We start from the raw sequence: 22,580 nt of genomic DNA, 5'->3' as shown, positions 1-22,580 counted from the left end.
AAATATGATAAAATGATGAAAAAAGTACGGAAGGATTGAAAGATATGGTTGAAATCGATTGGAATAATTTAGGATTTAGTTATATAAAAACACCATTTCGTTATCTTGCACATTGGAAAAATGGTGAATGGTCTGAAGGTCAAATGACAGAAGATAATACATTACATATCAGTGAAGGTTCAACAGCACTTCATTATGGGCAACAATGTTTTGAAGGCATGAAAGCTTATCGTTGTAAGGACGGCTCGATCAATCTCTTTCGTCCTCAAGAAAATGCGCGTCGTTTTCAAATCAGTGCGACACGTCTCATGATGCCAGTTATTCCGGAAGAGATGTTTTTAGAGGCTGTTGAAAAAGTGGTACGCTTTAATAAAGCGTATTGTCCACCATATGAAAGTGGCGCAACTTTATACATTCGGCCACTTTTAATCGGTGTTGGCGACGCAATTGGTGTGAATCCAGCCCCAGAATATATTTTTACGGTATTTTGTACGCCTGTTGGTGCTTACTTCAAAGGTGGCTTAAAACCAACAAACTTTATCGTATCTGACTATGACCGTGCAGCACCTGCAGGAACGGGAGCAGTCAAAGTGGGTGGAAATTATGCAGCCAGTCTAATGCCAGGTAAGGAAGCTAAGGCAAAATCATATTCAGACTGTATTTATTTAGATCCTGCAACACACACTAAAATTGAGGAAGTTGGGGCAGCCAATTTCTTTGGTATTACTAAAGATAATTGTTTTATCACGCCACTGTCACCCTCAATTTTACCAAGTATTACAAAATATTCATTGCTTTATCTGGCAGAACATCGTTTAGGCTTGAAAACACTAGAAGGCGATGTGTATTTAGATAAACTTGATCAATTTAAAGAAGCGGGTGCTTGTGGAACAGCCGCTGTCATTTCGCCAATTGGCGGTATTCAAACGAAAGATGATTTCCATGTCTTTTATTCAGAAACGGAAGTGGGACCCTTAACAAAACAATTATATGATGAATTAGTTGGGATTCAATTTGGTGATATCGAAGCGCCAGAAGGTTGGATTACCAAAGTTAACGTGTAAGAAAAATGAACAAATTAATCCATCTTAATAAATTTTTAACTAAAAATTCTTAAAACTATACAAAAAGGTCACAATTTATGCATATTTGTGGGTTATATTATATGCATACCAACAAAACAACCCTAACAAACTTTTCATTTTATTTACTCCTCCAAAGTAAATAAACAACTCCTTTTTTGACAACGGCGTGAGGCCGTTGTCTTTTTTTTGTGTTTATAAACAAGATTGTCGTGTAATCGGACTAAAATGAATAATTGCGTTTAATAAAAGGATGTATAGTAAGAGATGGGAAGGGCGATGGCCTAAATAAAATAAAACGATTATTTTTAGATAGAGACTTAGTATTGGGGAATGCTAAGTCTCTTTTTTTATTTAATTTAAAAGATATAATAATTAATGAAACTTTTTGGAGGGCTTAAGTATCTAATTAATAGAACTTAAGAAAGGAGGATGTTTATGATTTGGAAGACTAGTCTTTTTAAGCGTGCTAAAAAAGGTGATGGCGAAGCATTTGTTACTTTAATTAAGGACTATGAAAATGTTTTGTATGGCACAGCTAAAAGAATTTTAATTAATGAAGCCGATGTACAAGATGTCATGCAGACAACGATTTTAATTGCTTATGAAAAAATGAGCACAGTAAAGAAGGAAGAATATTTTAACACATGGTTGTATCGTATTTTAATCAACGAATGTTATCGATTAATCAAGCAGAATAATCGTGAAAATAATATTATTTATTTAGAAGAGTCATATCAAAATGATTTAAGTGAAATGGAATTAGAAGATCTATTAGGTTCGATGTCAGACAAGTATCGAGTCCCGCTCATTTTATTTTATTATTCAAAATACAGTTTAAAAGATATTAGTATTATTTTAGATTTACCTTTAAATACTGTTAAAACCAGATTGAGTCGTGGTAAACAATTATTGAAAGCGAAGTTATTGAAAGAGGGAGGGTCAGATAATGAGCAAGACGAGCAAACAAGATTATAAGCAATGGCTTGAAGAAGAAATCGCGCCTAAAGCAGATACAAAGAAAAAAATTGATCAAACTTACGAAAATATCATGAATTTGTCAGCAAAAAAAGCAAAACAAAAAAGAAAGCGCAGAACTTGGATTTCTCTCGGAGTAGTTGCAGCAATTATGACCTTAGGCATTTATAATTTTGAACAGGTTCAAGCAGTTCTTGAAAAAGTCATCACTTTTTCGAATCCATGGAGTCAATCTTTAGGAGATGCGACAGTCAAAAATAATAAAAAATCTGAAAATAATGAAGTGGTTGTAGCAATCGATAGTTACTTTTCAACGCCAGAAAGTTTCGGTTTTGATTATTCAGTATCATATGAGGATCAAACGAAATTTAAGAGTGATAGCAGTATTTGGTTAAACTATGCTATTAAAAATGGTGATGGTACTTATCTATTTGATAATGCTCAAGACCCTGAAAAATTTGAAGGATCATGGAGTGAAAAATTAACTGATGTGGAGGGAACACAACAATTGAATCAAGATAAAACAAGTTTATCTGGTAGTGAATACCATTTTTTAACAGATAATTTGACGAAACTACCACTTTTAGAAAATGCTAAAGTGGAAATTAAATCAATTGTGATTGACAACAAAAGTGATAATCCACAAGTGGTTGAAGGAGAGTGGGTGATCCCGTTGAACAATCAAACAAAACGCGTTGATTACACACCCGTTGACTATCAGTTGACTAAAGAATCTTCAATTATTACTTTGGAAAACGCAGTTTCTAACGTTTCACATTTTAACTTTAGTTTTAGATTTAAACAGCCGTTGGATGTTTCTGATATGGAACTGTTAAAAGTTACCTTGATTGATGAAGAAGGTGTCGAGTACAAAGCATCGATGTATAATTTAGAAGAGAACAATCAGCTTGCGATTTATCAATTTCCTTTTATTAAAAATAATAATGGACAACGATTACGCGCTGTTATTAAGTCTAATAATAAAAAATTGACTGAATTTGAGTTAGAACCTAAAAAATAATACGCAAATAATCCTCTCAAATTGTGATTAAATTTGAGAGGATTCTCTGTTTATCTATTTTTTTTTATTGCTTTAATCGTTTTGAGTGCCCTTTTTCGTGTTTTGATGTTGGGGCTCTTTAATCGTCTGTAGGCACTTGCTAAATCTTGTTTTTCCATGTCGTTCTCCTTTTTTACCAACTGGCTTTTGTAACACCAGGTAAATCACCGTGTAACGCTAACTCGCGAAAATGAATTCGAGATACACCAAATTTGCGCATATAACCTCGAGGTCGACCATCTGTTTGGTCACGATTTTTTAAGCGATTAGGATTTGAATCTCGAGGTAGAGAGGCTAACTGTTTGTAGTCGCCAGTTGCCTTGAGTTCTTTTCTTAAATCAGCATATTCTGCGATTAGTTTTTCTTGGCGTTTCATTTTTGCAATCTTTGATTTTTTTGCCATAGTTCCTCCTCATATAGAAAGTCAATAGTAATGATTACGATTTATAATTTAGCATAAATTATTTAGAATGACAAGTAAAAAAAAAAGTATTTCTCATGTTTTCAAGAGAAATACTTCTTTTAATGTCTTGTTTTGTTGGAGCTGACCACTCAGCTACGCTCTTATTTTTTTGCTTCTTGTAGGATTTTGATTTCTTTGATGGTGATGTCTTTTTTAGGCTTATCAGCTTCACCAGTTTCAGTTGTTGCGATTTTATCGACAACATCTTGTCCTTCGATGACTTGACCAAAGACAGAGTATTTTTTATCTAAGAATGGTGCGCCACCTTTTTCATAGGCTTCAATAATTTTTTCTGGATAATCTTCTGCAAGTAAACCATCAGAAACATCGTGACCGTTTGACACAATATAGAATTGACTACCTTGTGTTTTTTCTGTAATGTCATCTCCGCCTGAACGTGCTACCGCAAGTGCGCCGTTAATATGATACAAACTATTTGAAATTTCAGGAGCAAACTCTTCTTTCCAGATACTTTCGCCACCAGCACCAGTACCTTCAGGGTCACCAGTTTGGATCATGAAATCTTGAATAACGCGGTGGAAGATAACGTCTTTATAATAGCCTTCTTTAGCGTGTGTCATAAAGTTTTCAACTGCTTTTGGTGCTTCTTTAGGGAATAATTTGATTTTAATTGAGCCTTCTGAAGTGACCATCTCAACTAAAGCCTCGTCTTCAGCGACTTCTTTACTTAATTGAGGTAACTCAAGTGAGTTTAAGTCAACTTTTTTCTCTTTTTTTGTTTCTTCTGTTTTGTCGCTACTTGAAGCTGATTCTTTTTTATCATTTGAACCACAAGCTGTTAATAAAAGTGTGGCCATTGTTAAACTAGTTAAAGCCACTAACCATTTTTTTGTTTTCATAGTGTCTGTGAAATCCTTTCTATTTCCTTAATATGTAGTTAAATTGTAACAAACTTTCTAGCTAATGCCAAACTATGTTTTTTTGCGTTAAGTTTCCTTAAAAATGTGGTTTCTAGGGCAGACATTTATAGACAAACAACTTTTGAACAGATACAATGAAGGGCGAAGATAAATTATAGGTATAAGGAGGACATAAACGATGTCCATGTTTTTAGATCAAGTCACAATTGACATCAAAGCCGGTAAGGGTGGCGATGGAATGGTTGCTTTCAGACGAGAAAAGTATGTTCCTGACGGTGGTCCCGCTGGAGGCGATGGTGGCCGCGGAGGAAGTATTTATCTTGTAGTTGATGAAGGCTTACGTACATTAATGGATTTTAGATATAATCGCTATTTTAAAGCAACACCAGGTGAAAATGGAATGAGTAAGAGTATGCATGGCCGTGGTGCTGAGGATACTTTTGTTAAGGTGCCACCAGGTACAACTGTTCGTGAACATGAAACAGGCGTTCTTTTGGGCGACCTTGTCACACATGGTCAAAAATTGTTAGTGGCTCAAGGTGGACGCGGTGGACGCGGTAATATTCGCTTTGCGACACCAAGAAATCCGGCACCAGAAATCTCTGAAAAGGGTGAACCAGGTGTTGAAAAGAAAATTGAATTAGAACTAAAAGTTTTAGCTGATGTTGGTTTAGTGGGTTTCCCTTCTGTTGGTAAGTCAACCTTACTTTCAGTTGTGTCACAAGCAAGACCAAAAATTGGCGCTTATCATTTTACAACTTTAGTACCTAACCTAGGTATGGTAACGACCAAAGAAGGCGATAGCTTTGTGATGGCCGATATGCCTGGATTAATTGAGGGTGCTTCACAAGGTGTTGGTCTTGGCACGCAATTCTTACGTCATATCGAACGAACAAGAGTCATTCTGCATGTGATTGATATGAGTGGAATGGAAGGTCGTGATCCGTTTGATGATTATGAAAAAATTAATCATGAATTAGAAAGTCATGATCTACGTTTACTAGAACGTCCTCAAATTATTGTTGCAAATAAAATGGATATGCCTGACGCTGAAGAAAACTTGAAAGAATTTACGAAAAAAATTCAAGCTCTTAAAGAGAATGAGTTTGATGATGATATTCAAATTTTCCCAATTTCTGGTGTTTCTCGCCAAGGGATTGATCCATTGTTAAGTGCAACTGCAGGTCTTTTAGAAGTCACAGATGAGTTTCCACTTTATATTGAAGAAACGGGTGAAGAAGAGATTGTTCACTACGGTTTCCATGAAGATGAGCCAGCCTTTACGATTAGTCGTGATGATGATGCCACTTGGGTTCTATCTGGTGATAAGCTCGAAAAGCTATTCGTGATGACAAACTTCGAACGTGAAGAAAGTATTATGAAATTTGCCCGTCAATTAAGAGGGATGGGTGTCGATGAAGAATTACGTAAACGTGGTGCTCGTGATGGTGACCAAGTACGTATTAAAGAATTTGTTTTTGAATTTGTTGATTAATTAAATGATATAAAAAGAAGTGTTTAGTTTAACGAACGTTCGTGTCGTTTTGCTAAACGCTTCTTTTTTGAAACATATTATTACTTAACAACTTTTATAACGTTCGTTATATTTGTTGTTGTCTTCTATATTTTGATAACTGTATTAAGTAAAAGGAGGTTTCTTTAAGAATGTAAGAAAGAATTAAAGGATTGATTATGGGACTGTTATTTTTTTATGTTTCTTTATGGTAAATGGAGAAATTGTTCACGCCGCTGAATCAATAGAAAAATATCCAGGTGTGGCTGTTTTAGAACATCGGGGTTCGGATTCAAAGGAGAGGAAGTTTGGCTAGACACCAAAATTTATTGTTGGTGATATCAAAGTAACTGCAACCAATGTGATGGTCAAGCGATTAAACGAGAAATCATTACAGATCAGTTCTTCATCAGCGAAGGTACCGTATACATTGTTCCTAAAGGGACTAAAAATGTTGGAAAAGTTCTTTCTGAAATACGGGAACGACCGATGGTAAAATGGCTAATATTGAATTAAGTTTACTGAATTAACTAATTTTGGCTTGACAATCACCTTTATTTATCAAGTAATGCTTGAACTAAATGTGCCAGAAATTGTTGACTTTAAAACAATGTAAGCGTCACTAGTCTTACTAAATAAAGGCCTCTAAAGAATTGAAAGAATCGTTCAAATTCGACGATTTATATGCCAATCTCTTTATTAAATGATCAGCTTGGGTTGCTTCTTAACTTGCAGACTGGTAATCTTTTTGGTCAATACGGTGAAAGTAAAATTATTTGGGAAATTGCAAGTATCCTATAAAAAAATAATAAGGTTTCAAGATAAAATGTTGATTCATTTTATCTTGAAACTTTTCTTTTTGATCAACATAAAATTAAAATAAGATTAAAATTAAATAATAAAAAGATTGCAATTTGTTTTGTGTTTGGTTAGAATGGGATACAAGATATAAATTTGGAGGAGATAGAGATGAAAAAAAGGCGAATAATATACATGCTAATTTTAGCAAGTGCTGTGATATTGGTTAGTGCGTGTGGTAACACAAAATCAGAATCAGCGAAGGATGCTAAAAATTCAAAAGCAGATTCAGAAAAAGTATTTAAATTTGGTATTCCACAAGAATTGGCATCCATTGATCCGGCAATTGCGACGGATAAAGTCAGTTTTGGCGCGATGAATCAATTTTATGAAGGCCTTTATCGCATGAATGCTAAAAATGAACCAGAACCAGCCGGAGCAGCAGAGCTTGCTGAAAAAAGTGAGGATGGTTTAGAATATAAAATTAAATTACGTAAAGATGCGAAGTGGAGCAATGGCGATCCAGTGGTCGCAGCAGATTATGTTTACGCGTGGCAACGTGTAGCAGATCCTAAAACTGGTGCTGAATATGCTTACTTTGTTGAACCAGTAAAAAATGGAGCCGCAATTATTAAAGGAGAAAAACAGCCGAATGAATTAGGTATTGAGGCAATTGGGGATGACCAATTAAAGATTACGTTAGATAATCCAGTACCGTATTTTGATAAATTATTAGCATTTCCGACTTTCTTTCCATTACAACAAAAATTTGTGGAAGAGAAAGGTAAGCAATTTGGAACCTCTACTGAAAATTCACTTTATAATGGCCCATTCACGTTAGAAGAATTTGATGGCCCCGGTTCAGATTTAGAATGGAAATACGTTAAAAATGAAAAGTACTGGGATAAAGATCAAGTCAAAATGAAAGAGATTGGTGCTTTCGTGGTTAAAGAATCTTCAACAGGTTTAAATTTATATGAAGATGGACAATTAGATGATGTTATTTTGACAGGGGAACTTGCACAACAATTCCGTGACAATGAGGATTATGTCCTTGATAAAGAAGGACGTACAATCTATATTGATCTCAATCAAAAAGATAAAAATAAACCATTCCATAATGTTCATTTACGTAAAGCTTTGTCTTACGCAATTGATAGTAAAGCAATTGTTGATAAAGTATTAGGTGACGGCTCGACAGTCGCAACTGGAATTGTCCCAACTGATCTTGCGGTAAATCCAGAAACAAAAAAAGATTTCGTGAAAGATTCAAAAGTGTACAAAGAGTATGATCCAAAGAAAGCAAAAGAATATTTAGATAAAGCTAAAAAAGAGTTAAATGTCGATAAAATCAAATTTGATATTTTAACAGATGATAATGATTCAACGAAAAAAATTGCTGAATTTATCCAAGGTGCTTTCCAGGATAAATTGGGTATTGAGGCTTCAGTCACAGCCGTGACAAAACCAATTCGTTTAGAACGTAGTGGTAAAGGTGATTTCGATATTGTACTAGCAGGTTGGGGCGCGGATTACAATGATCCAAGTTCATTTATCGATTTGTTTGAAACAGGAAATGCCTACAATCGTGGGGGTTATTCAAATCCAGAATATGATAAATTAGTTCGTGCAGCTAAAACAACCAACGTCAACGATCCAAAAGCCCGTTGGCAAAACTTCCTCGACGCTGAAAAAATCTTACTAGGCGACGATGCAGGTATTATCCCAATCTACCAAGTAGCAGAAGGACACCTACGAAACCCGCAAATGAAAGGCTACGTATCCCACACAGCCGGAGCATCATATGAATATAAAGGAATAAAGGCGGAATAAGGTGGTTTTTGGAGTGCTTATGGGTGAACAACAAGATGAGCCTGGGAAAAAATCGGTCTTTGATTTATTACCAGGATTAGCTTGTTGCTGAACCCATGCTCCAAAAAACCCGTCAACTAAGGTGATTATTCTGGCGTTTTGGGCTGAACAGTAAGACGAGCCTAGTTAACAGACGATTTTTGTCTGATTACTAGGATTGGCTTAGTGCTGAGGCCCAGCCAAAATAATCCCGTCAATCAAAAAACTAGCGCAAGAACAGTAGCCAAAATTGTTCTCGCGCTAGTTTTATTTATATCTTTCTTCTATATAAAGCTTTATCACTTTTTTAAATCGCAAAAAATTAAACTGATGCACTAGAGGCAGCTGCTCTTTGTTGGTCTTTGACAAAATCAATCGCCGCAACTAACATGATCGTCAAATGCTCATATTTTTCATCGATAACTTTAATTTCAAAGGTATCAGTCATTGCTATCCATTTTTGTGTGATTTTAGCAATCGATTTTCCATCCCGATAGATTTCATAATTCTTATCTAACCAGTCGCCGCGCACTTCAACGTTTTTACTGATAATGCGGTAACGATCCTTAAAAAAGGTGAATCCTTTTTCAATTCTAATCGTGGGTTCGTTCTCAATTTCAATCTTAAATTTAGGCAATAGTTTGAACATCTCTTTAGTGACAGTACCAATAAGGCGATGATCTTGATCGTACATTTTGAAAGATTTAGGAATTTTAAAGAAACTTCCTTCTACCTTATAAACAATCTGTCCCTCTTCATTTTGAATCGAAAACTTTTCACCAATGCTAAACATTTTTTGTTTCATATATAAATTTTTCATGGGTTCAGCCTCCTCTTTTCCTAATTATACAAAGTTAATAACATTTGTTCAAATTATAACTAGGTCATTTCTTTACTAATGATTCAATAAAAATATTATTTATTTACTAAATATTTACTGTAAGTGCTTGCTTTTTATTTTTTCTTCGATATAATTAAGTTGTAAATTTCTTTTACAGAAACTTGATTTCCAAATAAGAAAATAAGGGAGACGATAGAAGATGCAAATGCAAACACGTTACGGAAGTAGTCCGAAAATGATCGAACATTTTTCTACAACACAATTGAGAGAGGAATTCTTAGTTGAGAAATTATTTGTACCAGGAGAAATCGTATTAACTTATACGCATAATGACCGTATGATTTTTGGTGGAGTAACACCTACAACAGGCGAACTTGAAATCAAATTATCAAAAGAATTAGGCGTAACTTATTTCTTAGAACGTCGTGAATTAGGTGTGATTAACATTGGTGGACCAGGAAGTATCATCATCAATGGTGAAGAAGAATCAATGAAAAAACAAGATGGTTATTACATTGGTAAAGAAACAAAAGATATTCGTTTTAAATCAGACGATGCATCAAATCCTGCAAAATTCTATTGTGTTTCAGTACCTGCACATAAAATTTATCCAAACGTTAAAATCAGCATTGATAACATCACACCAATGCGTACAGGCGAGTCTAAAACATTAAACAAACGTGAAATTTTCCAATATATTCATCCAAACGTATGTGAAAGCTGTCAATTACAAATGGGTTACACAATCTTAGCAGAAGGTTCTTCATGGAACACAATGCCTTGTCATACTCATGAACGTCGTATGGAAACATACCTATACTTTGATATGGATCCAGACACAAAAGTCTTCCACATGATGGGGATTCCAGAAGAAACAAAACATTTAGTAATGGGTAACGAACAAGCTGTAATCTCACCAAGTTGGTCAATCCATACAGGTGTTGGTACTGCTGACTATACATTTATCTGGGCAATGTGTGGCGAAAATATTACATATGATGATATGGATATGATCGACATGAACGACTTAAAATAAGAGGAGACTTTAAAGAATGGAAAACTTTTCAATGGATTCATTCCGTTTAGACGGAAAAGTAGCTTTAGTAACAGGCGGAATTTATGGGATTGGTTTTGGAATCGCCCAAGCCTTAGCTGAAGCAGGTGCAACAATTGTTTATAATAGTAATTCTGCAGAATCAGTAGCTGAAGGTGCAGCATCATATAAAGAAGCTGGCATTGACGCAAAAGGCTACGTTTTTGATGTAACTGATGAAGTAGCTGTCGAAGCAGCAATCAAACAAATTACAGAAGAAGTGGGTAGTGTTGACATTCTAGTGAACAATGCTGGGATTATCAAACGTACACCAATGACTGAAATGAGTGTTGAAGATTTCAGACAAGTAATTGATATTGACTTAAACGGACCATTTATCATGTCAAAAGCTGTTTTACCAGCCATGATGGAAAAAGGTCACGGAAAAATTATTAATATCTGTTCAATGATGAGTGAATTAGGTCGTGAAACAGTCAGTGCTTATGCAGCAGCAAAAGGCGGCTTAAAAATGTTAACACGTAATATCTGTGCTGAGTTCGGTGAACACAATATCCAATGTAACGGTATTGGACCTGGTTACATCGCAACACCACAAACAGCACCATTACGCGAAGATGGACATCCATTCAACGATTTCATCATCGGACGTACACCAGCAGCACGTTGGGGAACAGTCAAAGACCTACAAGGATCAGCAGTTTTCCTAGCCTCAGAAGCCTCAGATTTCGTAAACGGCCACATCCTTTACGTAGACGGTGGAATATTAGCATATATAGGTAAACAACCATAAGGTACTTTTTTGAGCGTTATGAGACGGAGTGATAAGACATTGTGATGAATCAGTCGTACTTTGACTGAATCATCACAATGACTTATCATCGAATCTCAGCTCAAAAAAGTCCGCTAATCAAGTGCCAGCGGAGAATAAGCTGAAGCGACGTAAGCTCTTACTATAATCAGTCGGTCTTTGACTGACTATCAGGATGGACCTAATGCCGAATACCAGCTCATTTTAACCGGCAAATCAACCCCAGAGCGCCACAATAAGCTCCGGATTTGATTTAAAAATCAAGATTCAAATCAAAAAAGGCGGACAATCGCGTCGGCCTTTTCTTTTAAAAAGTTTCAACAAATGAGACGAAGTGGTTGATAAAACTAAAGCTGTTTTGTCGCGGCTTCGTCTTTTTAATTAAAAAATTAGGATGAGTAAAATTGGTTTCAAAATTATATAAAAATTTAAATGCGGTTGACCGCTATATTTTAATGTGTTGCTTCTTTATCTTTTTCGTCAATGGTTTATATGCCATGGTTTTTGGCTCATTGATTCCATTAATTAGTGACACATATGGTTTAAAAAATACTGAAAGTGGTATGTTACTTTCAGGTCATCAAGCTGGTAATTTAATTGCCGGACTTGTCGCAGGTATCTTACCTGTTTATTATGGGCGAAAAAAATCGATTCTCTTTTTAAGTAGTTTCGTTATGGTTGGTTTCTTATTCATGATGCTAACGGGTAATTTCTTAATTCTACTTATCGCCTTTTTCTTCACAGGTATTAGTCGTGGAAGTATTTCAAATTTCAACAATAAAACGGTTAATGATATCTCGCATAGTGATCCAGGTGCTTTGAACTTCTTACATAGTATGTTTGCGGTTGGTGCTTTGATTTCACCATTCTTGATTGTTTTAGCACAACGTTTCTTTGGTGAAACAGGTTGGAAAGTAGTCTGTGGCTTATTTATCGTCTTAATTGCGATTTCGCAATGGATGTTTAGCCGCATGGATGTTGCAGATGAAGTTGCAGCTAAAGAGAAGACCGTAACAGATTATAGCTTCTTTAAAGATCGTTTATTCTGGAATGCAGTCATTATTTTATTTTTCTATTTATGTGCTGAATCTGCAATTACGGGTTGGTTAGTGTCTTACTTTATTGACACCGAAATTTTAGTCCAAAGCCAAGCACAATTAATCTCGTCTCTCCTTTGGTTCTCAATCTTAGTGGGTCGTTTAGGCTGTATCTGGTTGGGTCAAAAATTATCGAAAGCCAATTTGGTGACAATGATTAGTGTGGGGATGACATTTTTCTATTTTCTACTATTAAATAGCCACAGCGTTACGATGATATTAATCTCAGTCTTTGGTTTAGGTTTAACGATGGGTGGCATTTATCCAACAACAATGACCATTGCGGGTGGTGCAATTAAGCAATACCCAATGGCAATGGGTTGGCTCCTAATTATTGGTGGTGTCGGTGGTATTTTAATGCCAATTATGACAGGATATTTAGCTGATAAACTTAGTATTTTTGCTGGAATGGCAGCGATTATTGTCGCAATTATTTTGATGTTACTCGGTGTATTCTGGTATCAATTTTTTAATCAAAAGAAAGAAGGCAACGTATGAAAAAATTAAATGTACTGAATCAACTGATGGAAAATGGTGTAGTTGCGGTTATTCGTGGCAAATCAAAAGAAGACGGGTTACGTCAATGTGACGCTTTAATTAAAGGTGAGTTAGTTTCACTTGAAGTGGCATATACAACACCAGGTGCTAGTGAAATTATTGCTGAATTAAAAACAAACTATCAAGATCGTCCTGATGTTTTAGTTGGTGCAGGCACGGTTTTAGATGAAGTATCTGCTCGTTTAGCGATTGCCGGTGGTGCTGACTTTGTTGTGAGTCCATCATTCGACAAAAAAGTGGCTGAAATGTGTAATCTTTATCAAGTACCATATTTACCAGGTTGTATGACGATTACTGAAATTAATACGGCTCTTAAAACAGGTGTTGATATTATTAAAGTTTTCCCTGGTGATATCGTGGGTAGTCGCTTTATTAAAGATGTTAAAGGCCCACTTCCTTATGTCAATTTAATGCCAACAGGTGGCGTGTCCCTTGAAAATATGGAAGAATGGTTTGACAATGGCGTTGTCGCTGTTGGTGTGGGTGGTAACTTGACAAAAGGTTTAACACATGATAATTATGAAGTTGTGACTGAAAACGCACAAGCTTACATTGCGAAGCTGAAAGAAATTCGAGGCAAGTAATTATGGCAAAAGTAATCACACTCGGTGAAATATTAATTCGTTATGCAACTGAACCTGGTGTTCGTTTAGCAAATACAGCTTCTTTAGCTTTACATTATGGTGGTAGCGAAGCAAATGTTTGCATTACTTTGTCTGGTTTAGGCCATGATAGTCATATTCTTTCTAAATTACCGGATAATCCGCTTGGACATGGTGCGTTGCAACACTTGAGACAGTATGGTGTGCAGACAGATCAAGTGCTGCTTGGTGGCGAACGTTTTGGTGCCTATTTTGTTGAAATGGGTGCGGGTCCTCGTCCGACATCAGTTGTTTATGACCGGAAGTATTCAAGTTTTGCCAGTATGAAAACTGTTGATTGGAAATTAGCACATCTATTTGATGATGCAGAAATTTTTCATGTCTCAGGAATTACACCCGCTCTTTCCGAAGAGATGGCAGAAATCACGCTACAATTAGTCCGTTTAGCCAAAGAACAAGGCTTGAAAGTTTCTTTTGATAGTAATTACCGAGCAAAACTTTGGTCGCTAGAAGAAGCAAGTGCAATGTATGAAAGACTCTTACCTTACGTTGACTATTGTTCAATGGGTAAATTAGATGCTTTGAACATTTTAGGTGTTCCAGAGTATCAAAATAAAGAAGCGACTATTGCTGAGGAATTAGACTATTATTATAGTGAGATGCATCATATGTATCCTAATATTAAATTGTTCTACGCGACAATGCGTGATGTGATTTCGACTAATGAGAATAATCTAACAGGTACCATTTGGTCACATCATGAATTGTATTTTTCAAAAGAATATAAAATCCCAGCAATTGTGGATCGTATTGGTGGTGGCGATGCCTTTACAGCAGGCATTTTACATGGTTTGTTAACTAACTTACCTGCCCAAGAAACAATCGAATTTGCGACGGGTCTTTCTACGCTTAAGCATACAATTTCCGGTGATTCAATTTATGTGACACCTGCAGAAGTTACGCAATTTTGTGCGATGGATTCAAGTAAAATTAATCGATAAGGAGCTTATTTAAATGTTACAACTTAGTTTAAAAAATCAAGATACTATTATTGCGGAACGCAAACACGAACAAGAAACATATTTAGCTTTTAAAAATTATGAATATCAACCAGGAGATACAATTGAATTAATCGTTGCCCAACAAGATTGTTTTGTTTGGGTGCAAGTTGACGAAGCGATTGAGCCAAGTTTAATTTTTGTTAAAAATCATCGTTGGACATATGATGTTGTTTTAGAAGAAAGCTTACGTCAAGCATACTCACCTAAAGCGTTCGCTGGTAAAAAACACTATTTACGTGCTTGGTTCCCAACTTTAAAAGAAGTGACAAGTTACCGTAATTTAGCACGTAATGCACATGACCAAAAAGACGAAACAGGTGCTTATCCACATGCTTTTGCCAATGTTGAAACACGTAATGATTCAACATTTTTCGCACGTAATGCGATTGACGGTATGTTAGCAAATGAAGATCATGGACCATACCCATATCAATCATGGGGCATTAATCAACGAAAAGATGCTGAAATTACGATTGATTTTGGCCGCGAAATTGAAATTAACCAAGTAGCAATTGTCTTACGTGGCGACTACCCGCACGACAGCTACTGGACAAGCGTGACTTTAGAATTATCAGATGGTTCGGAACACGTCTTTGAAACAACTGATAAATTAGATCGTCAATTCTTTACCCTCCCAATGACAAAAGTCACATGGGTCAAATTGAAAGATTTAATCAAACATGAGGATGAATCCCCATTCCCAGCGTTAACGCAACTTGAGGTATACGGTCGCGACCGCATGTTCGATTAATTTAGAAAGGAATCGAAGAGGTATGACCAAAAAACCATATGGCACGGTTCTGATTAAATCGGCTAAAATTATGGATTGCATTGCCTTTGCAGGAGCACCTGTTACGTTAAAAGAGATTGCTGAAGCCGTTGAGATGACGACTTCGACAACGCTTAAAATTCTAGATACGCTGGTTTTAATTGGCTACGCAACTAAAGATGAGAGTGATAAAACCTATCAATTAGGTCCATCATTAATTAAGTTTGGCAATACAATGATTGATAATTCAACTTTGAAGAAAATTGCAGTGCCAATTTTAGAAGAGCTACAAGCAAATGTTGATGAAACGATTCATTTGGGTGTCGCAAATGGTTTTGAACTTGTTTATTTAGATAAACTTGAACCGAAAAATCAATCAATTTATATGTCCTCACGTGTTGGTGTGAGCCGACCACTCTATAGTACAGGGATGGGCAAAATTTTCTTGTCTTCATTTGAAGAGGAAAAAATTGCCCAGTATTTTGAGATGACGGAGCTCGAAGCTTATACGGATAAAACCATAACTAATCAAGAAGCCTTGCGTGAAGAAATTGAACGCATTAAAGCAACCGCAATTGCTTATGATGATGAGGAAATGGAGAAAGACTGTTACTGTATTGCGATGCCAATCGAGAGCGAAACAGGCATTGATGGCTCATTTAGTGTTAGTATGCCTAAGTTTAGAGCTGATGATGCGACGATTGCTGAAATTATTAGCACAATGCAACAAGCGAAAATTGAAATTGAAAGCCAATTATGCGAGAAATAAAGATCTAAATATTAAGAAACTGAGATAAAAACTGTCAATTTTATCTCAGTTTTTTGCGTTCAAAAAGAAATTCAACAAAAGGTAGCGCTTACTTTGTTGCGAGTAGTTGATACAAACTAAAGCGTAACCATACTAATTGAAAATAATAATCAATTTCACTTGCTTAATTAAATAATATTTGCTATACTTTCATTAGGTTTTAGGTAAGCCTAAAAAAATATTTGGAAGTTTAGAAAAGAGTGAGTTACATGAATCATACTATTGAAATCGAGCAACTCAGTGTCGCGTACCAAGATAAGATTGCTCTTCAAAATATTAGTTTAAACCTGACTTCAGGCAGTATCACCGGTATTATCGGACCAAACGGTGCTGGGAAGTCAACTTTAATTAAAAGTATTGTTGGACTAATTAAAAAAGAATCAGGAGTCGTGAAGGTGGATGGTAAACCCTTAGACGATTTCCGCAAACGCATTGCGTATGTTGAACAAAGAAGTGCTATCGACTTAACTTTCCCAATTAGAGTGAGTGAAGTTGTGTTATTGGGAACTTATCCCAAATTGGGACTCTTCAAACGCCCTGGTAAAAAAGAAAAACAAAAGGTGCAAGAATGTTTAGCGAAAGTTCAAATGACTGAATTTGCCGACCGTCAAATTGGCAACCTTTCTGGTGGTCAATTGCAACGTGTCTTTATTGCTCGCGCACTAGCCCAAGATGCTGAAATCATATTCTTAGATGAACCATTTGTTGGGATTGATATGGTCAGTGAAAAATTAATTGTTGATCTACTGAAAGAATTAAAAGAAGCTGGCAAGATGATTGTTATCGTCCATCATGATTTACACCGCACGCGCGAATATTTTGATGATCTTGTGATATTAAACAAACATTTAGTTGCTGCAGGTCCTGTGGAAGATGTCTTCCGTACGAAATACATCCAAGAGGCTTATGGTGAATCAATGGGTGAAATTGTAATTAAAGGAGTGAGTGACTAATGATTCAAAATTTTATTGATGGGTTAATGACCTATGATTTCTTACAAAATGCGTTAATAACTTCTGTGATTGTTGGAGCAGTCTCAGGTTTAATTGGAAGTTTTATTATTTTAAGAGGGATGTCACTGATGGGAGATGCGATTTCTCATGCGGTCTTACCGGGTGTGGCGGTTTCTTATATTGTGGGTGCTAATTATATGATTGGTGCATCACTCTTTGGTATTTTAGCAGCGGCGTTAATTGGCTTTGTCACACAAAAAAGTCAACTTAAAAACGATACCGCAATTGGGATTGTGTTTAGTTCGTTCTTTGCTTTAGGGATTATCTTAATCTCATTTGCCCAAAGTTCGACCGACCTCTACCATATTCTCTTTGGTAATGTGTTGGCTGTTCGTCCAAGTGATTTATATACTACAGCTGGTGTGGCAATTGCAGTTGCAGTTTTCATTGGCTTATTCTATAAAGAATTATTGGTAAGTTCTTTTGACCCAGTGATGGCACAAGCTTATGGATTAAAGGTTCAAGTCATCCATTATGCGTTAATGTTTTTCTTAACACTTGTGGCAGTATCTTCCCTCCAAACAGTAGGTACTGTACTTGTAGTTGCAATGTTAGTGACACCAGCGGCAACAGCCTATTTATTAACAGATCGTCTCGTTGTTATGATGTTCTTATCAAGTGGTATCGGCATTGTGAGCGCGATTATCGGTTTATTCTTTAGTTATAGTTACAATCTAGCATCTGGTGCAACGATTGTATTAACAACTGCAGTCTTCTTTATGATTGCTTTTATCTTTTCGCCTAAACAAGGCTTTTTCAAAAAAAACAACACAAAGGAGCTTAGCCATGAAGAAATTTAAACTAGCCGCAGCAATGCTTGCAGGATTGTTCCTGTTTAACGGCTGCAGTAATAACAATAATTCGGCCTCAACAGAAGCCGCAGATTCATCAAAAATGCAAGTTGTCGCGACAAACTCAATTATCGCTGACATGGCACAAGAAGTAGGGAAAGACAATATCGAGATGCACAGTATTGTGCCTCGTGGAACGGACCCTCATGAGTACGAACCCTTACCAGAAGATATCTCAAAAGCGACAGATGCTAAAGTGATTCTTTATAATGGGTTAAACTTAGAAACAGGTGGTAATGGTTGGTTTGAAAAACTAATGACAACTGCTAAGAAGAAAAAAGAAGAAGATTACTTCGTTGTCAGTAAAGGTGTTGAACCTCAATTCTTGACAAGCAAAGGTCAAGAAAGTGAACAAGATCCTCACGCTTGGTTGGATTTAGACAACGGCATTAAGTATGTTGAAAATATTCGCGATACTTTTGTAAAAAAAGATCCAGAACATAAGGCAGATTATGAAAAAAATGCCAAAGCATATATTAATAAGTTAAAAGAATTAGATATAGAGGCTGCGGGTCGCTTTAAAGATATTCCAGAAGATAAAAAATTGTTGGTAACCAGTGAAGGTGCCTTCAAATACTTCTCAAAAGCATATGGTTTAAAAGCAGCATATATCTGGGAAATCAACACTGAAAGTCAAGGCACACCAGATCAAATGTCACAAATTATTGATAAAATCAAGAAAACAAAAGTACCTGTTCTATTCGTAGAACAAAGTGTTGACCCAAGAAGTATGGAAAGTGTATCACGCGAAACAAAATTACCAATTTACGAAACAATTTTTACCGATTCACTTGGTAAAGAAGGTAAAGATGGCGATACATACTATACAATGATGAAATGGAACTTAGACAAGATACATGATGGTTTAAGTCAATAAGAAAAGAGTGTATAATAGAAGAAAAAGTGGGAGAGTTTAAAATTTCGCCACTTTTTCTTTTTTTTATTTGTATTTAAACGCGATGCGTTATAAAGTATTACTAGTGAAACTTTAAAGAAAAGTAGGAATAGCATGGAATTAGAATTTTTAGGAACTGGCGCAGGGGTGCCATCAAAACAAAGAAATGTGACAAGTATCGCACTTAAGATGCTTGATGAGAGAAATGAAGTCTGGTTGTTTGATTGTGGGGAAGCGACACAACAACAAATCTTAAAGACAGCTATTCGACCACGAAAAATCACGAAAATTTTTATTACTCATCTTCATGGTGATCATATTTTTGGGTTACCGGGATTTTTAAGTAGTCGTTCATTCCAAGGGGGCGAAGGCACACTTGAAATTTACGGACCTAAAGGTTTAAAAGAATTTATTGATATCAGTCTTAAAGTGACCGATACACATTTAAAATATCAATTAAAAATTATTGAAATTAGTCAGTCGGGAGTGCTTTATGAAGACAAAGGGATCCGTATTTTATGTGATACTTTGGATCATCGCATCGAATGCTTTGGTTACCGGGTTGAAGAAAAAGATTTACCAGGAGAATTACAAGTTGAAAAACTAAAAGCTTTAGATGTGCCTGCTGGACCAATCTATAAAAAAATCAAAGATGGCGAAACGGTAACCTTGCCGGATGGTCGCACAATTAATGGTCTTGATTTTGTTGGTGAAACAGTGAAAGGTCGGATCGTCACGATTTTAGGTGACACACGTCAGACACCAAATATCTTAACTTTAGCGCAAGACGCGGATGTGTTGGTCCATGAAAGTACCTTTAAAGAAGCAGAAGCTAAAATGGCACGCAACTATTACCATTCGACAACAGCTCAAGCGGCACGCGTGGCACAAAAAGCAAATGTTAAAAAATTACTCTTAACGCATATTAGTTCGCGTTATTTAGGCTTTATGGTGCATGACTTACAGAAAGAAGCGCAAGCCATTTTTAAAGAATCGAGAATCATGCAAGATTTTGACTGCGTGACGATTCCATTAGTGAAAGAAAAGTAGGTGACTTAAAATGGCCCGGGTATTTAAAAAACTTTGGGGACGTACGGTAATGATTACGGGAGCTTCAAGTGGTTTTGGAGAACAAATTGCATATGAGGCAGCTCGATCTGGTGCACAATTAGTTTTGTGTGCACGTCGTGGGGACAAACTCAAAGAAGTGGCAGATACATGTTGTGAATTGTCAGGTCAACAAGTCCATACTGTCATTTTAGATATTGGGGAATTTGACAATTGCCAACGGGGATTAGATTTTATTAAAGAAACAATTCCGACAATTGATTGTCTGGTGAATTGTGCCGGGATGGGTGTTTTTGAAACAGCGTTAGAAACACCGTTTTCAGTAACCAATCAGATGTTTCAAGTCAATGTCTTAGGTTTAATCCATGTCACACAACAGATTGCTTTAAAGATGGCGGCAACAGGTTATGGTCATATTATTAATATCGCGTCACAAGCGGGTAAAATGGCAACACCCAAATCAAGTAGTTATGCAGCAAGTAAGTTTGCTGTGATTGGTTATTCCAACAGTCTACGCTTGGAACTGCGTCCGTTTAATATTGCGGTCACAACAGTTAATCCGGGACCAATCGAGACTCCATTTTTTGATCAAGCTGATCCAAGTGGAGATTATTTAAAACAGGTGGCTGCTTTTGTGATCCAACCAGAAGATTTAGCGAAAAAGGTTGTCTCGAAGATGGGTCGTTATACAAGAGAAATCAATACGCCACTCTTGATGGCCATGGGGAGCACAACCTATCAGTTATTCCCACATATTGGGGATTACCTAGCACGCACGGTTTTTAATAAAAAATAAGGAGAGAGTCAAATGAAGAAGAAAATAAGTTTCTATTTAATGATTGTTTTGGTCGTCATTTTTGTTTTGTTTGCTGTCACGAATGCGCAAGATACGGTTGTGAATTTTCTGTTTGCACAAGTCAAATTACCACTCGTGATAGTTTTAATCGCCAGCGTTTTGATTGGTGCATTAATTGCGTCCTTATTCTTTTATTTCCGTTCACGTGCAGATAAGAAAGAGATTAAAACATTGAAAGAACAATTAGCTTTCAAACGTAAAACACCCTATGATTTAGAATTACAAGAAAAAATCGTGAAATTAGAAGAAGAGTTGACGACAAAGAGTGCAGAATTATCGAATTTAAAACATAGTATCGTCTCGCAAGTCATGTCTGACTTGCCAACCTATTATGCTGATGAAACGGAATATCAAGAACGAAAAGAAAGTGAGAATGAGATTGAGAGCATATAAAAAAGCTGAAAAACAAGTCGATTACGGCATCATTCTATCGGTATTTTTATTAGCGATTATCGGAATGTTGTCCTATTATGTCGCATTAACCCATGATTCAAGAAGCGTCAATGTGACAAAATTAATGCTACAACAAGGTGTTTGGTACCTATTGGGTGCCGTCATCGTATTTATTATTATGCAATTTAAGCCGAAGATGATTTGGCGCCTGACACCCGCTAGTTACGTCGCCGGTTTAGGAGTGATGGTCGCTTTACTCTTCTACTATGATCCGTTTTTAGAAACTAAAACCGGTTCTAAAAACTGGTTCCGCTTTGGTTCATTGACCTTCCAACCTGCGGAATTAATGAAAATTGTCTTTATTTTGATGTTGGCGTATGTCATTACGCAGCATAATCTAAAATATGTCAAACGAACGCTAAAAACAGATGGGATTCTAATCTTAAAAATGATTTTAGTCATGCTGCCCGTCGCGATTCTTTTGATTTTACAAGATGACTTTGGAACACTGCTAGTATTTGTTGCTATTTTAGGTGGTGTGTTCATCATGTCAGGCATTTCTTGGAAGATTATTGTGCCAGTTATTATTAGTTTTGTTGTTTTAGGTGGTGGCGTTCTTTACCTAGTTACAACAGATGCCGGCCGTGAATTCTTATATAAAGTTGGCTTCAAGAGTTACCAATTTGCCCGTATCGATTCATGGATTGATCCTTTCCATGATGCCACAGGCCAATCCTATCAACAAGCTCAAGCATTAAAAGCGATTGGTTCAGGTGGGATGTTTGGTAAAGGTTTCAATGTTTCTGAAATCTACGTACCCGTGCGTGAATCAGATATGATTTTCTCTGTCATTGGTGAGAATTTTGGGTTCCTAGGTGGCTGTTTTGTCATCTTGGTTTACTTTATGTTAATCTACCGCATGATTCGCGTTTGTTTTGATACAAACAATGAGTTTTTCTCTTACATTGCAACAGGTGTCATCATGATGATTCTGTTCCATGTGTTTGAAAATATTGGTGCTAATATCGGTTTACTCCCATTAACTGGGATTCCACTGCCACTTATTAGTCAGGGTGGTTCGGCCATCATTAGTAATATGATTGGGATTGGCTTGGTGATGTTAATGCGCTATCAATATCGCCCTGGTGAAAAATTGATGGACTATTAAAAAACTAAAGAATGTTTAAGAAGTAGTGTGATACCAAGTATCATGCTCCTTTTTTTATATCATCATTATGTGTATTGAAGCGCGTTAAAAATAACCTTATATTGATATAAAA

23 protein-coding genes are annotated in these 22,580 nt (G+C 36.3%); 19 read left to right on the top strand and 4 right to left on the bottom strand.

What is annotated here, in order from left to right:
• The first annotated feature begins 44 nt into the window (after positions 1–44).
• The 3 genes from ESZ54_RS00685 (at position 45) to ESZ54_RS00675 (ending at position 3,081) form a co-directional block, all read left to right on the top strand.
• The gene (locus ESZ54_RS00685) at positions 45–1,064 is read left to right on the top strand and encodes a branched-chain amino acid aminotransferase (RefSeq protein WP_136135748.1); all 1,020 of its coding nucleotides are present in this window, start codon (positions 45–47) and stop codon (positions 1,062–1,064) included.
• A 456-nt stretch (positions 1,065–1,520) separates the two neighbouring features.
• Positions 1,521–2,060, top strand: a complete 540-nt coding sequence (locus tag ESZ54_RS00680; RefSeq protein WP_136135747.1) for an RNA polymerase sigma factor — start codon at positions 1,521–1,523, stop codon at positions 2,058–2,060.
• Complete coding sequence (locus ESZ54_RS00675; protein ID WP_136135746.1) at positions 2,032–3,081, top strand: hypothetical protein; 1,050 nt, start codon at positions 2,032–2,034, stop codon at positions 3,079–3,081. The genes ESZ54_RS00680 and ESZ54_RS00675 overlap by 29 nt, the downstream gene beginning before the upstream one ends.
• Positions 3,082–3,131: 50 nt before the next feature.
• On the opposite strand, the gene ESZ54_RS00670 is transcribed toward ESZ54_RS00675, so the two are convergent.
• The 3 genes from ESZ54_RS00670 to ESZ54_RS00660 all read right to left on the bottom strand — a co-directional run bounded on the left by ESZ54_RS00670 (position 3,132) and on the right by ESZ54_RS00660 (position 4,443).
• Positions 3,132–3,239 carry a putative metal homeostasis protein gene (locus ESZ54_RS00670; protein WP_136135745.1) on the bottom strand — a complete coding sequence of 36 codons (108 nt, stop codon included), beginning with the start codon at positions 3,237–3,239 and terminating at the stop codon, positions 3,132–3,134.
• A 14-nt stretch (positions 3,240–3,253) separates the two neighbouring features.
• Positions 3,254–3,523 carry a 30S ribosomal protein S14 gene (gene rpsN, locus ESZ54_RS00665; RefSeq protein ID WP_136135744.1) on the bottom strand — a complete coding sequence of 90 codons (270 nt, stop codon included), beginning with the start codon at positions 3,521–3,523 and terminating at the stop codon, positions 3,254–3,256.
• Between the two features lie 161 nt (positions 3,524–3,684).
• A complete protein-coding gene (locus ESZ54_RS00660; RefSeq protein ID WP_136135743.1) occupies positions 3,685–4,443 on the bottom strand; it encodes a peptidylprolyl isomerase in 759 nt (252 codons plus the stop codon).
• A gap of 205 nt (positions 4,444–4,648) precedes the next feature.
• Between ESZ54_RS00660 and obgE the strand changes: the two genes are divergently transcribed.
• Together obgE and ESZ54_RS00650 are read left to right on the top strand one after the other, a co-directional pair.
• Positions 4,649–5,959, top strand: coding sequence for a GTPase ObgE (gene obgE / locus ESZ54_RS00655; RefSeq protein WP_204249493.1), 1,311 nt, complete (start codon positions 4,649–4,651; stop codon positions 5,957–5,959).
• A 987-nt stretch (positions 5,960–6,946) separates the two neighbouring features.
• The gene (locus tag ESZ54_RS00650) at positions 6,947–8,608 is read left to right on the top strand and encodes a peptide ABC transporter substrate-binding protein (RefSeq protein WP_136135741.1); all 1,662 of its coding nucleotides are present in this window, start codon (positions 6,947–6,949) and stop codon (positions 8,606–8,608) included.
• A gap of 340 nt (positions 8,609–8,948) precedes the next feature.
• On the opposite strand, the gene ESZ54_RS00645 is transcribed toward ESZ54_RS00650, so the two are convergent.
• On the bottom strand, positions 8,949–9,446 hold the full coding sequence (locus ESZ54_RS00645; RefSeq protein ID WP_136135740.1) for an LURP-one-related/scramblase family protein: 498 nt from the start codon (positions 9,444–9,446) through the stop codon (positions 8,949–8,951).
• Positions 9,447–9,666: 220 nt separating this feature from the next.
• Between ESZ54_RS00645 and kduI the strand changes: the two genes are divergently transcribed.
• The 14 genes from kduI to ESZ54_RS00575 all read left to right on the top strand — a co-directional run bounded on the left by kduI (position 9,667) and on the right by ESZ54_RS00575 (position 22,468).
• The gene (kduI, locus tag ESZ54_RS00640) at positions 9,667–10,503 is read left to right on the top strand and encodes a 5-dehydro-4-deoxy-D-glucuronate isomerase (RefSeq protein WP_162615044.1); all 837 of its coding nucleotides are present in this window, start codon (positions 9,667–9,669) and stop codon (positions 10,501–10,503) included.
• A 16-nt stretch (positions 10,504–10,519) separates the two neighbouring features.
• Complete coding sequence (locus ESZ54_RS00635) at positions 10,520–11,311, top strand: gluconate 5-dehydrogenase (protein ID WP_136135739.1); 792 nt, start codon at positions 10,520–10,522, stop codon at positions 11,309–11,311.
• 422 nt (positions 11,312–11,733) lie between these two features.
• Positions 11,734–12,924, top strand: coding sequence for an MFS transporter (locus ESZ54_RS00630; protein WP_136135738.1), 1,191 nt, complete (start codon positions 11,734–11,736; stop codon positions 12,922–12,924).
• Positions 12,921–13,568, top strand: coding sequence for a bifunctional 2-keto-4-hydroxyglutarate aldolase/2-keto-3-deoxy-6-phosphogluconate aldolase (locus tag ESZ54_RS00625; RefSeq protein WP_136135737.1), 648 nt, complete (start codon positions 12,921–12,923; stop codon positions 13,566–13,568). The genes ESZ54_RS00630 and ESZ54_RS00625 overlap by 4 nt, the downstream gene beginning before the upstream one ends.
• Before the next feature lie 2 nt (positions 13,569–13,570).
• A complete protein-coding gene (locus ESZ54_RS00620) occupies positions 13,571–14,587 on the top strand; it encodes a sugar kinase (protein ID WP_136135736.1) in 1,017 nt (338 codons plus the stop codon).
• 13 nt (positions 14,588–14,600) lie between these two features.
• Positions 14,601–15,398, top strand: coding sequence for a discoidin/SUN/FTP domain-containing protein (locus ESZ54_RS00615; protein ID WP_136135735.1), 798 nt, complete (start codon positions 14,601–14,603; stop codon positions 15,396–15,398).
• A 22-nt stretch (positions 15,399–15,420) separates the two neighbouring features.
• Positions 15,421–16,185: an IclR family transcriptional regulator gene (locus ESZ54_RS00610; RefSeq protein WP_136135734.1), complete on the top strand. Its 765-nt coding sequence runs from the start codon at positions 15,421–15,423 to the stop codon at positions 16,183–16,185.
• Positions 16,186–16,433: 248 nt separating this feature from the next.
• On the top strand, positions 16,434–17,177 hold the full coding sequence (locus ESZ54_RS00605) for a metal ABC transporter ATP-binding protein (protein ID WP_136135733.1): 744 nt from the start codon (positions 16,434–16,436) through the stop codon (positions 17,175–17,177).
• A complete protein-coding gene (locus ESZ54_RS00600; RefSeq protein WP_136135732.1) occupies positions 17,177–18,037 on the top strand; it encodes a metal ABC transporter permease in 861 nt (286 codons plus the stop codon). The genes ESZ54_RS00605 and ESZ54_RS00600 overlap by 1 nt, the downstream gene beginning before the upstream one ends.
• Entirely contained in the window at positions 18,024–18,965 is a 942-nt protein-coding gene (gene efaA, locus ESZ54_RS00595) for an Mn/Fe ABC transporter substrate-binding lipoprotein EfaA (RefSeq protein ID WP_136135731.1), read from the top strand. The genes ESZ54_RS00600 and efaA overlap by 14 nt, the downstream gene beginning before the upstream one ends.
• A 132-nt stretch (positions 18,966–19,097) precedes the next feature.
• Positions 19,098–20,033, top strand: a complete 936-nt coding sequence (gene rnz / locus ESZ54_RS00590; protein ID WP_136135730.1) for a ribonuclease Z — start codon at positions 19,098–19,100, stop codon at positions 20,031–20,033.
• A gap of 10 nt (positions 20,034–20,043) precedes the next feature.
• Positions 20,044–20,847, top strand: coding sequence for an SDR family NAD(P)-dependent oxidoreductase (locus ESZ54_RS00585; protein WP_136135729.1), 804 nt, complete (start codon positions 20,044–20,046; stop codon positions 20,845–20,847).
• Between the two features lie 12 nt (positions 20,848–20,859).
• A complete protein-coding gene (locus ESZ54_RS00580; RefSeq protein ID WP_136135728.1) occupies positions 20,860–21,300 on the top strand; it encodes a LapA family protein in 441 nt (146 codons plus the stop codon).
• Complete coding sequence (locus tag ESZ54_RS00575) at positions 21,281–22,468, top strand: FtsW/RodA/SpoVE family cell cycle protein (RefSeq protein ID WP_136135727.1); 1,188 nt, start codon at positions 21,281–21,283, stop codon at positions 22,466–22,468. The genes ESZ54_RS00580 and ESZ54_RS00575 overlap by 20 nt, the downstream gene beginning before the upstream one ends.
• Positions 22,469–22,580: the final 112 nt, after the last annotated feature.

This window comes from Vagococcus silagei, assembly GCF_004795745.1.
Taxonomy (GTDB): Bacteria; Bacillota; Bacilli; order Lactobacillales; family Vagococcaceae; genus Vagococcus; species Vagococcus silagei.
The sequence above is the reverse complement of the archived record's forward strand: the minus strand, read 5'-3'. Positions and strand labels throughout refer to the sequence as shown.

Coding starts and splice junctions, on each gene's coding strand:
- ESZ54_RS00685 (WP_136135748.1), top strand. CDS start 45: ATGGTTGAAATCGATTGGAATAATTTAGGATTTAGTTATATAAAAACA.
- ESZ54_RS00680 (WP_136135747.1), top strand. CDS start 1,521: ATGATTTGGAAGACTAGTCTTTTTAAGCGTGCTAAAAAAGGTGATGGC.
- ESZ54_RS00675 (WP_136135746.1), top strand. CDS start 2,032: ATGAGCAAGACGAGCAAACAAGATTATAAGCAATGGCTTGAAGAAGAA.
- ESZ54_RS00670 (WP_136135745.1), bottom strand. CDS start 3,239: ATGGAAAAACAAGATTTAGCAAGTGCCTACAGACGATTAAAGAGCCCC.
- rpsN (WP_136135744.1), bottom strand. CDS start 3,523: ATGGCAAAAAAATCAAAGATTGCAAAAATGAAACGCCAAGAAAAACTA.
- ESZ54_RS00660 (WP_136135743.1), bottom strand. CDS start 4,443: ATGAAAACAAAAAAATGGTTAGTGGCTTTAACTAGTTTAACAATGGCC.
- obgE (WP_204249493.1), top strand. CDS start 4,649: ATGTTTTTAGATCAAGTCACAATTGACATCAAAGCCGGTAAGGGTGGC.
- ESZ54_RS00650 (WP_136135741.1), top strand. CDS start 6,947: ATGAAAAAAAGGCGAATAATATACATGCTAATTTTAGCAAGTGCTGTG.
- ESZ54_RS00645 (WP_136135740.1), bottom strand. CDS start 9,446: ATGAAAAATTTATATATGAAACAAAAAATGTTTAGCATTGGTGAAAAG.
- kduI (WP_162615044.1), top strand. CDS start 9,667: ATGCAAATGCAAACACGTTACGGAAGTAGTCCGAAAATGATCGAACAT.
- ESZ54_RS00635 (WP_136135739.1), top strand. CDS start 10,520: ATGGAAAACTTTTCAATGGATTCATTCCGTTTAGACGGAAAAGTAGCT.
- ESZ54_RS00625 (WP_136135737.1), top strand. CDS start 12,921: ATGAAAAAATTAAATGTACTGAATCAACTGATGGAAAATGGTGTAGTT.
- ESZ54_RS00620 (WP_136135736.1), top strand. CDS start 13,571: ATGGCAAAAGTAATCACACTCGGTGAAATATTAATTCGTTATGCAACT.
- ESZ54_RS00615 (WP_136135735.1), top strand. CDS start 14,601: ATGTTACAACTTAGTTTAAAAAATCAAGATACTATTATTGCGGAACGC.
- ESZ54_RS00610 (WP_136135734.1), top strand. CDS start 15,421: ATGACCAAAAAACCATATGGCACGGTTCTGATTAAATCGGCTAAAATT.
- ESZ54_RS00605 (WP_136135733.1), top strand. CDS start 16,434: ATGAATCATACTATTGAAATCGAGCAACTCAGTGTCGCGTACCAAGAT.
- ESZ54_RS00600 (WP_136135732.1), top strand. CDS start 17,177: ATGATTCAAAATTTTATTGATGGGTTAATGACCTATGATTTCTTACAA.
- efaA (WP_136135731.1), top strand. CDS start 18,024: ATGAAGAAATTTAAACTAGCCGCAGCAATGCTTGCAGGATTGTTCCTG.
- rnz (WP_136135730.1), top strand. CDS start 19,098: ATGGAATTAGAATTTTTAGGAACTGGCGCAGGGGTGCCATCAAAACAA.
- ESZ54_RS00585 (WP_136135729.1), top strand. CDS start 20,044: ATGGCCCGGGTATTTAAAAAACTTTGGGGACGTACGGTAATGATTACG.
- ESZ54_RS00580 (WP_136135728.1), top strand. CDS start 20,860: ATGAAGAAGAAAATAAGTTTCTATTTAATGATTGTTTTGGTCGTCATT.
- ESZ54_RS00575 (WP_136135727.1), top strand. CDS start 21,281: ATGAGATTGAGAGCATATAAAAAAGCTGAAAAACAAGTCGATTACGGC.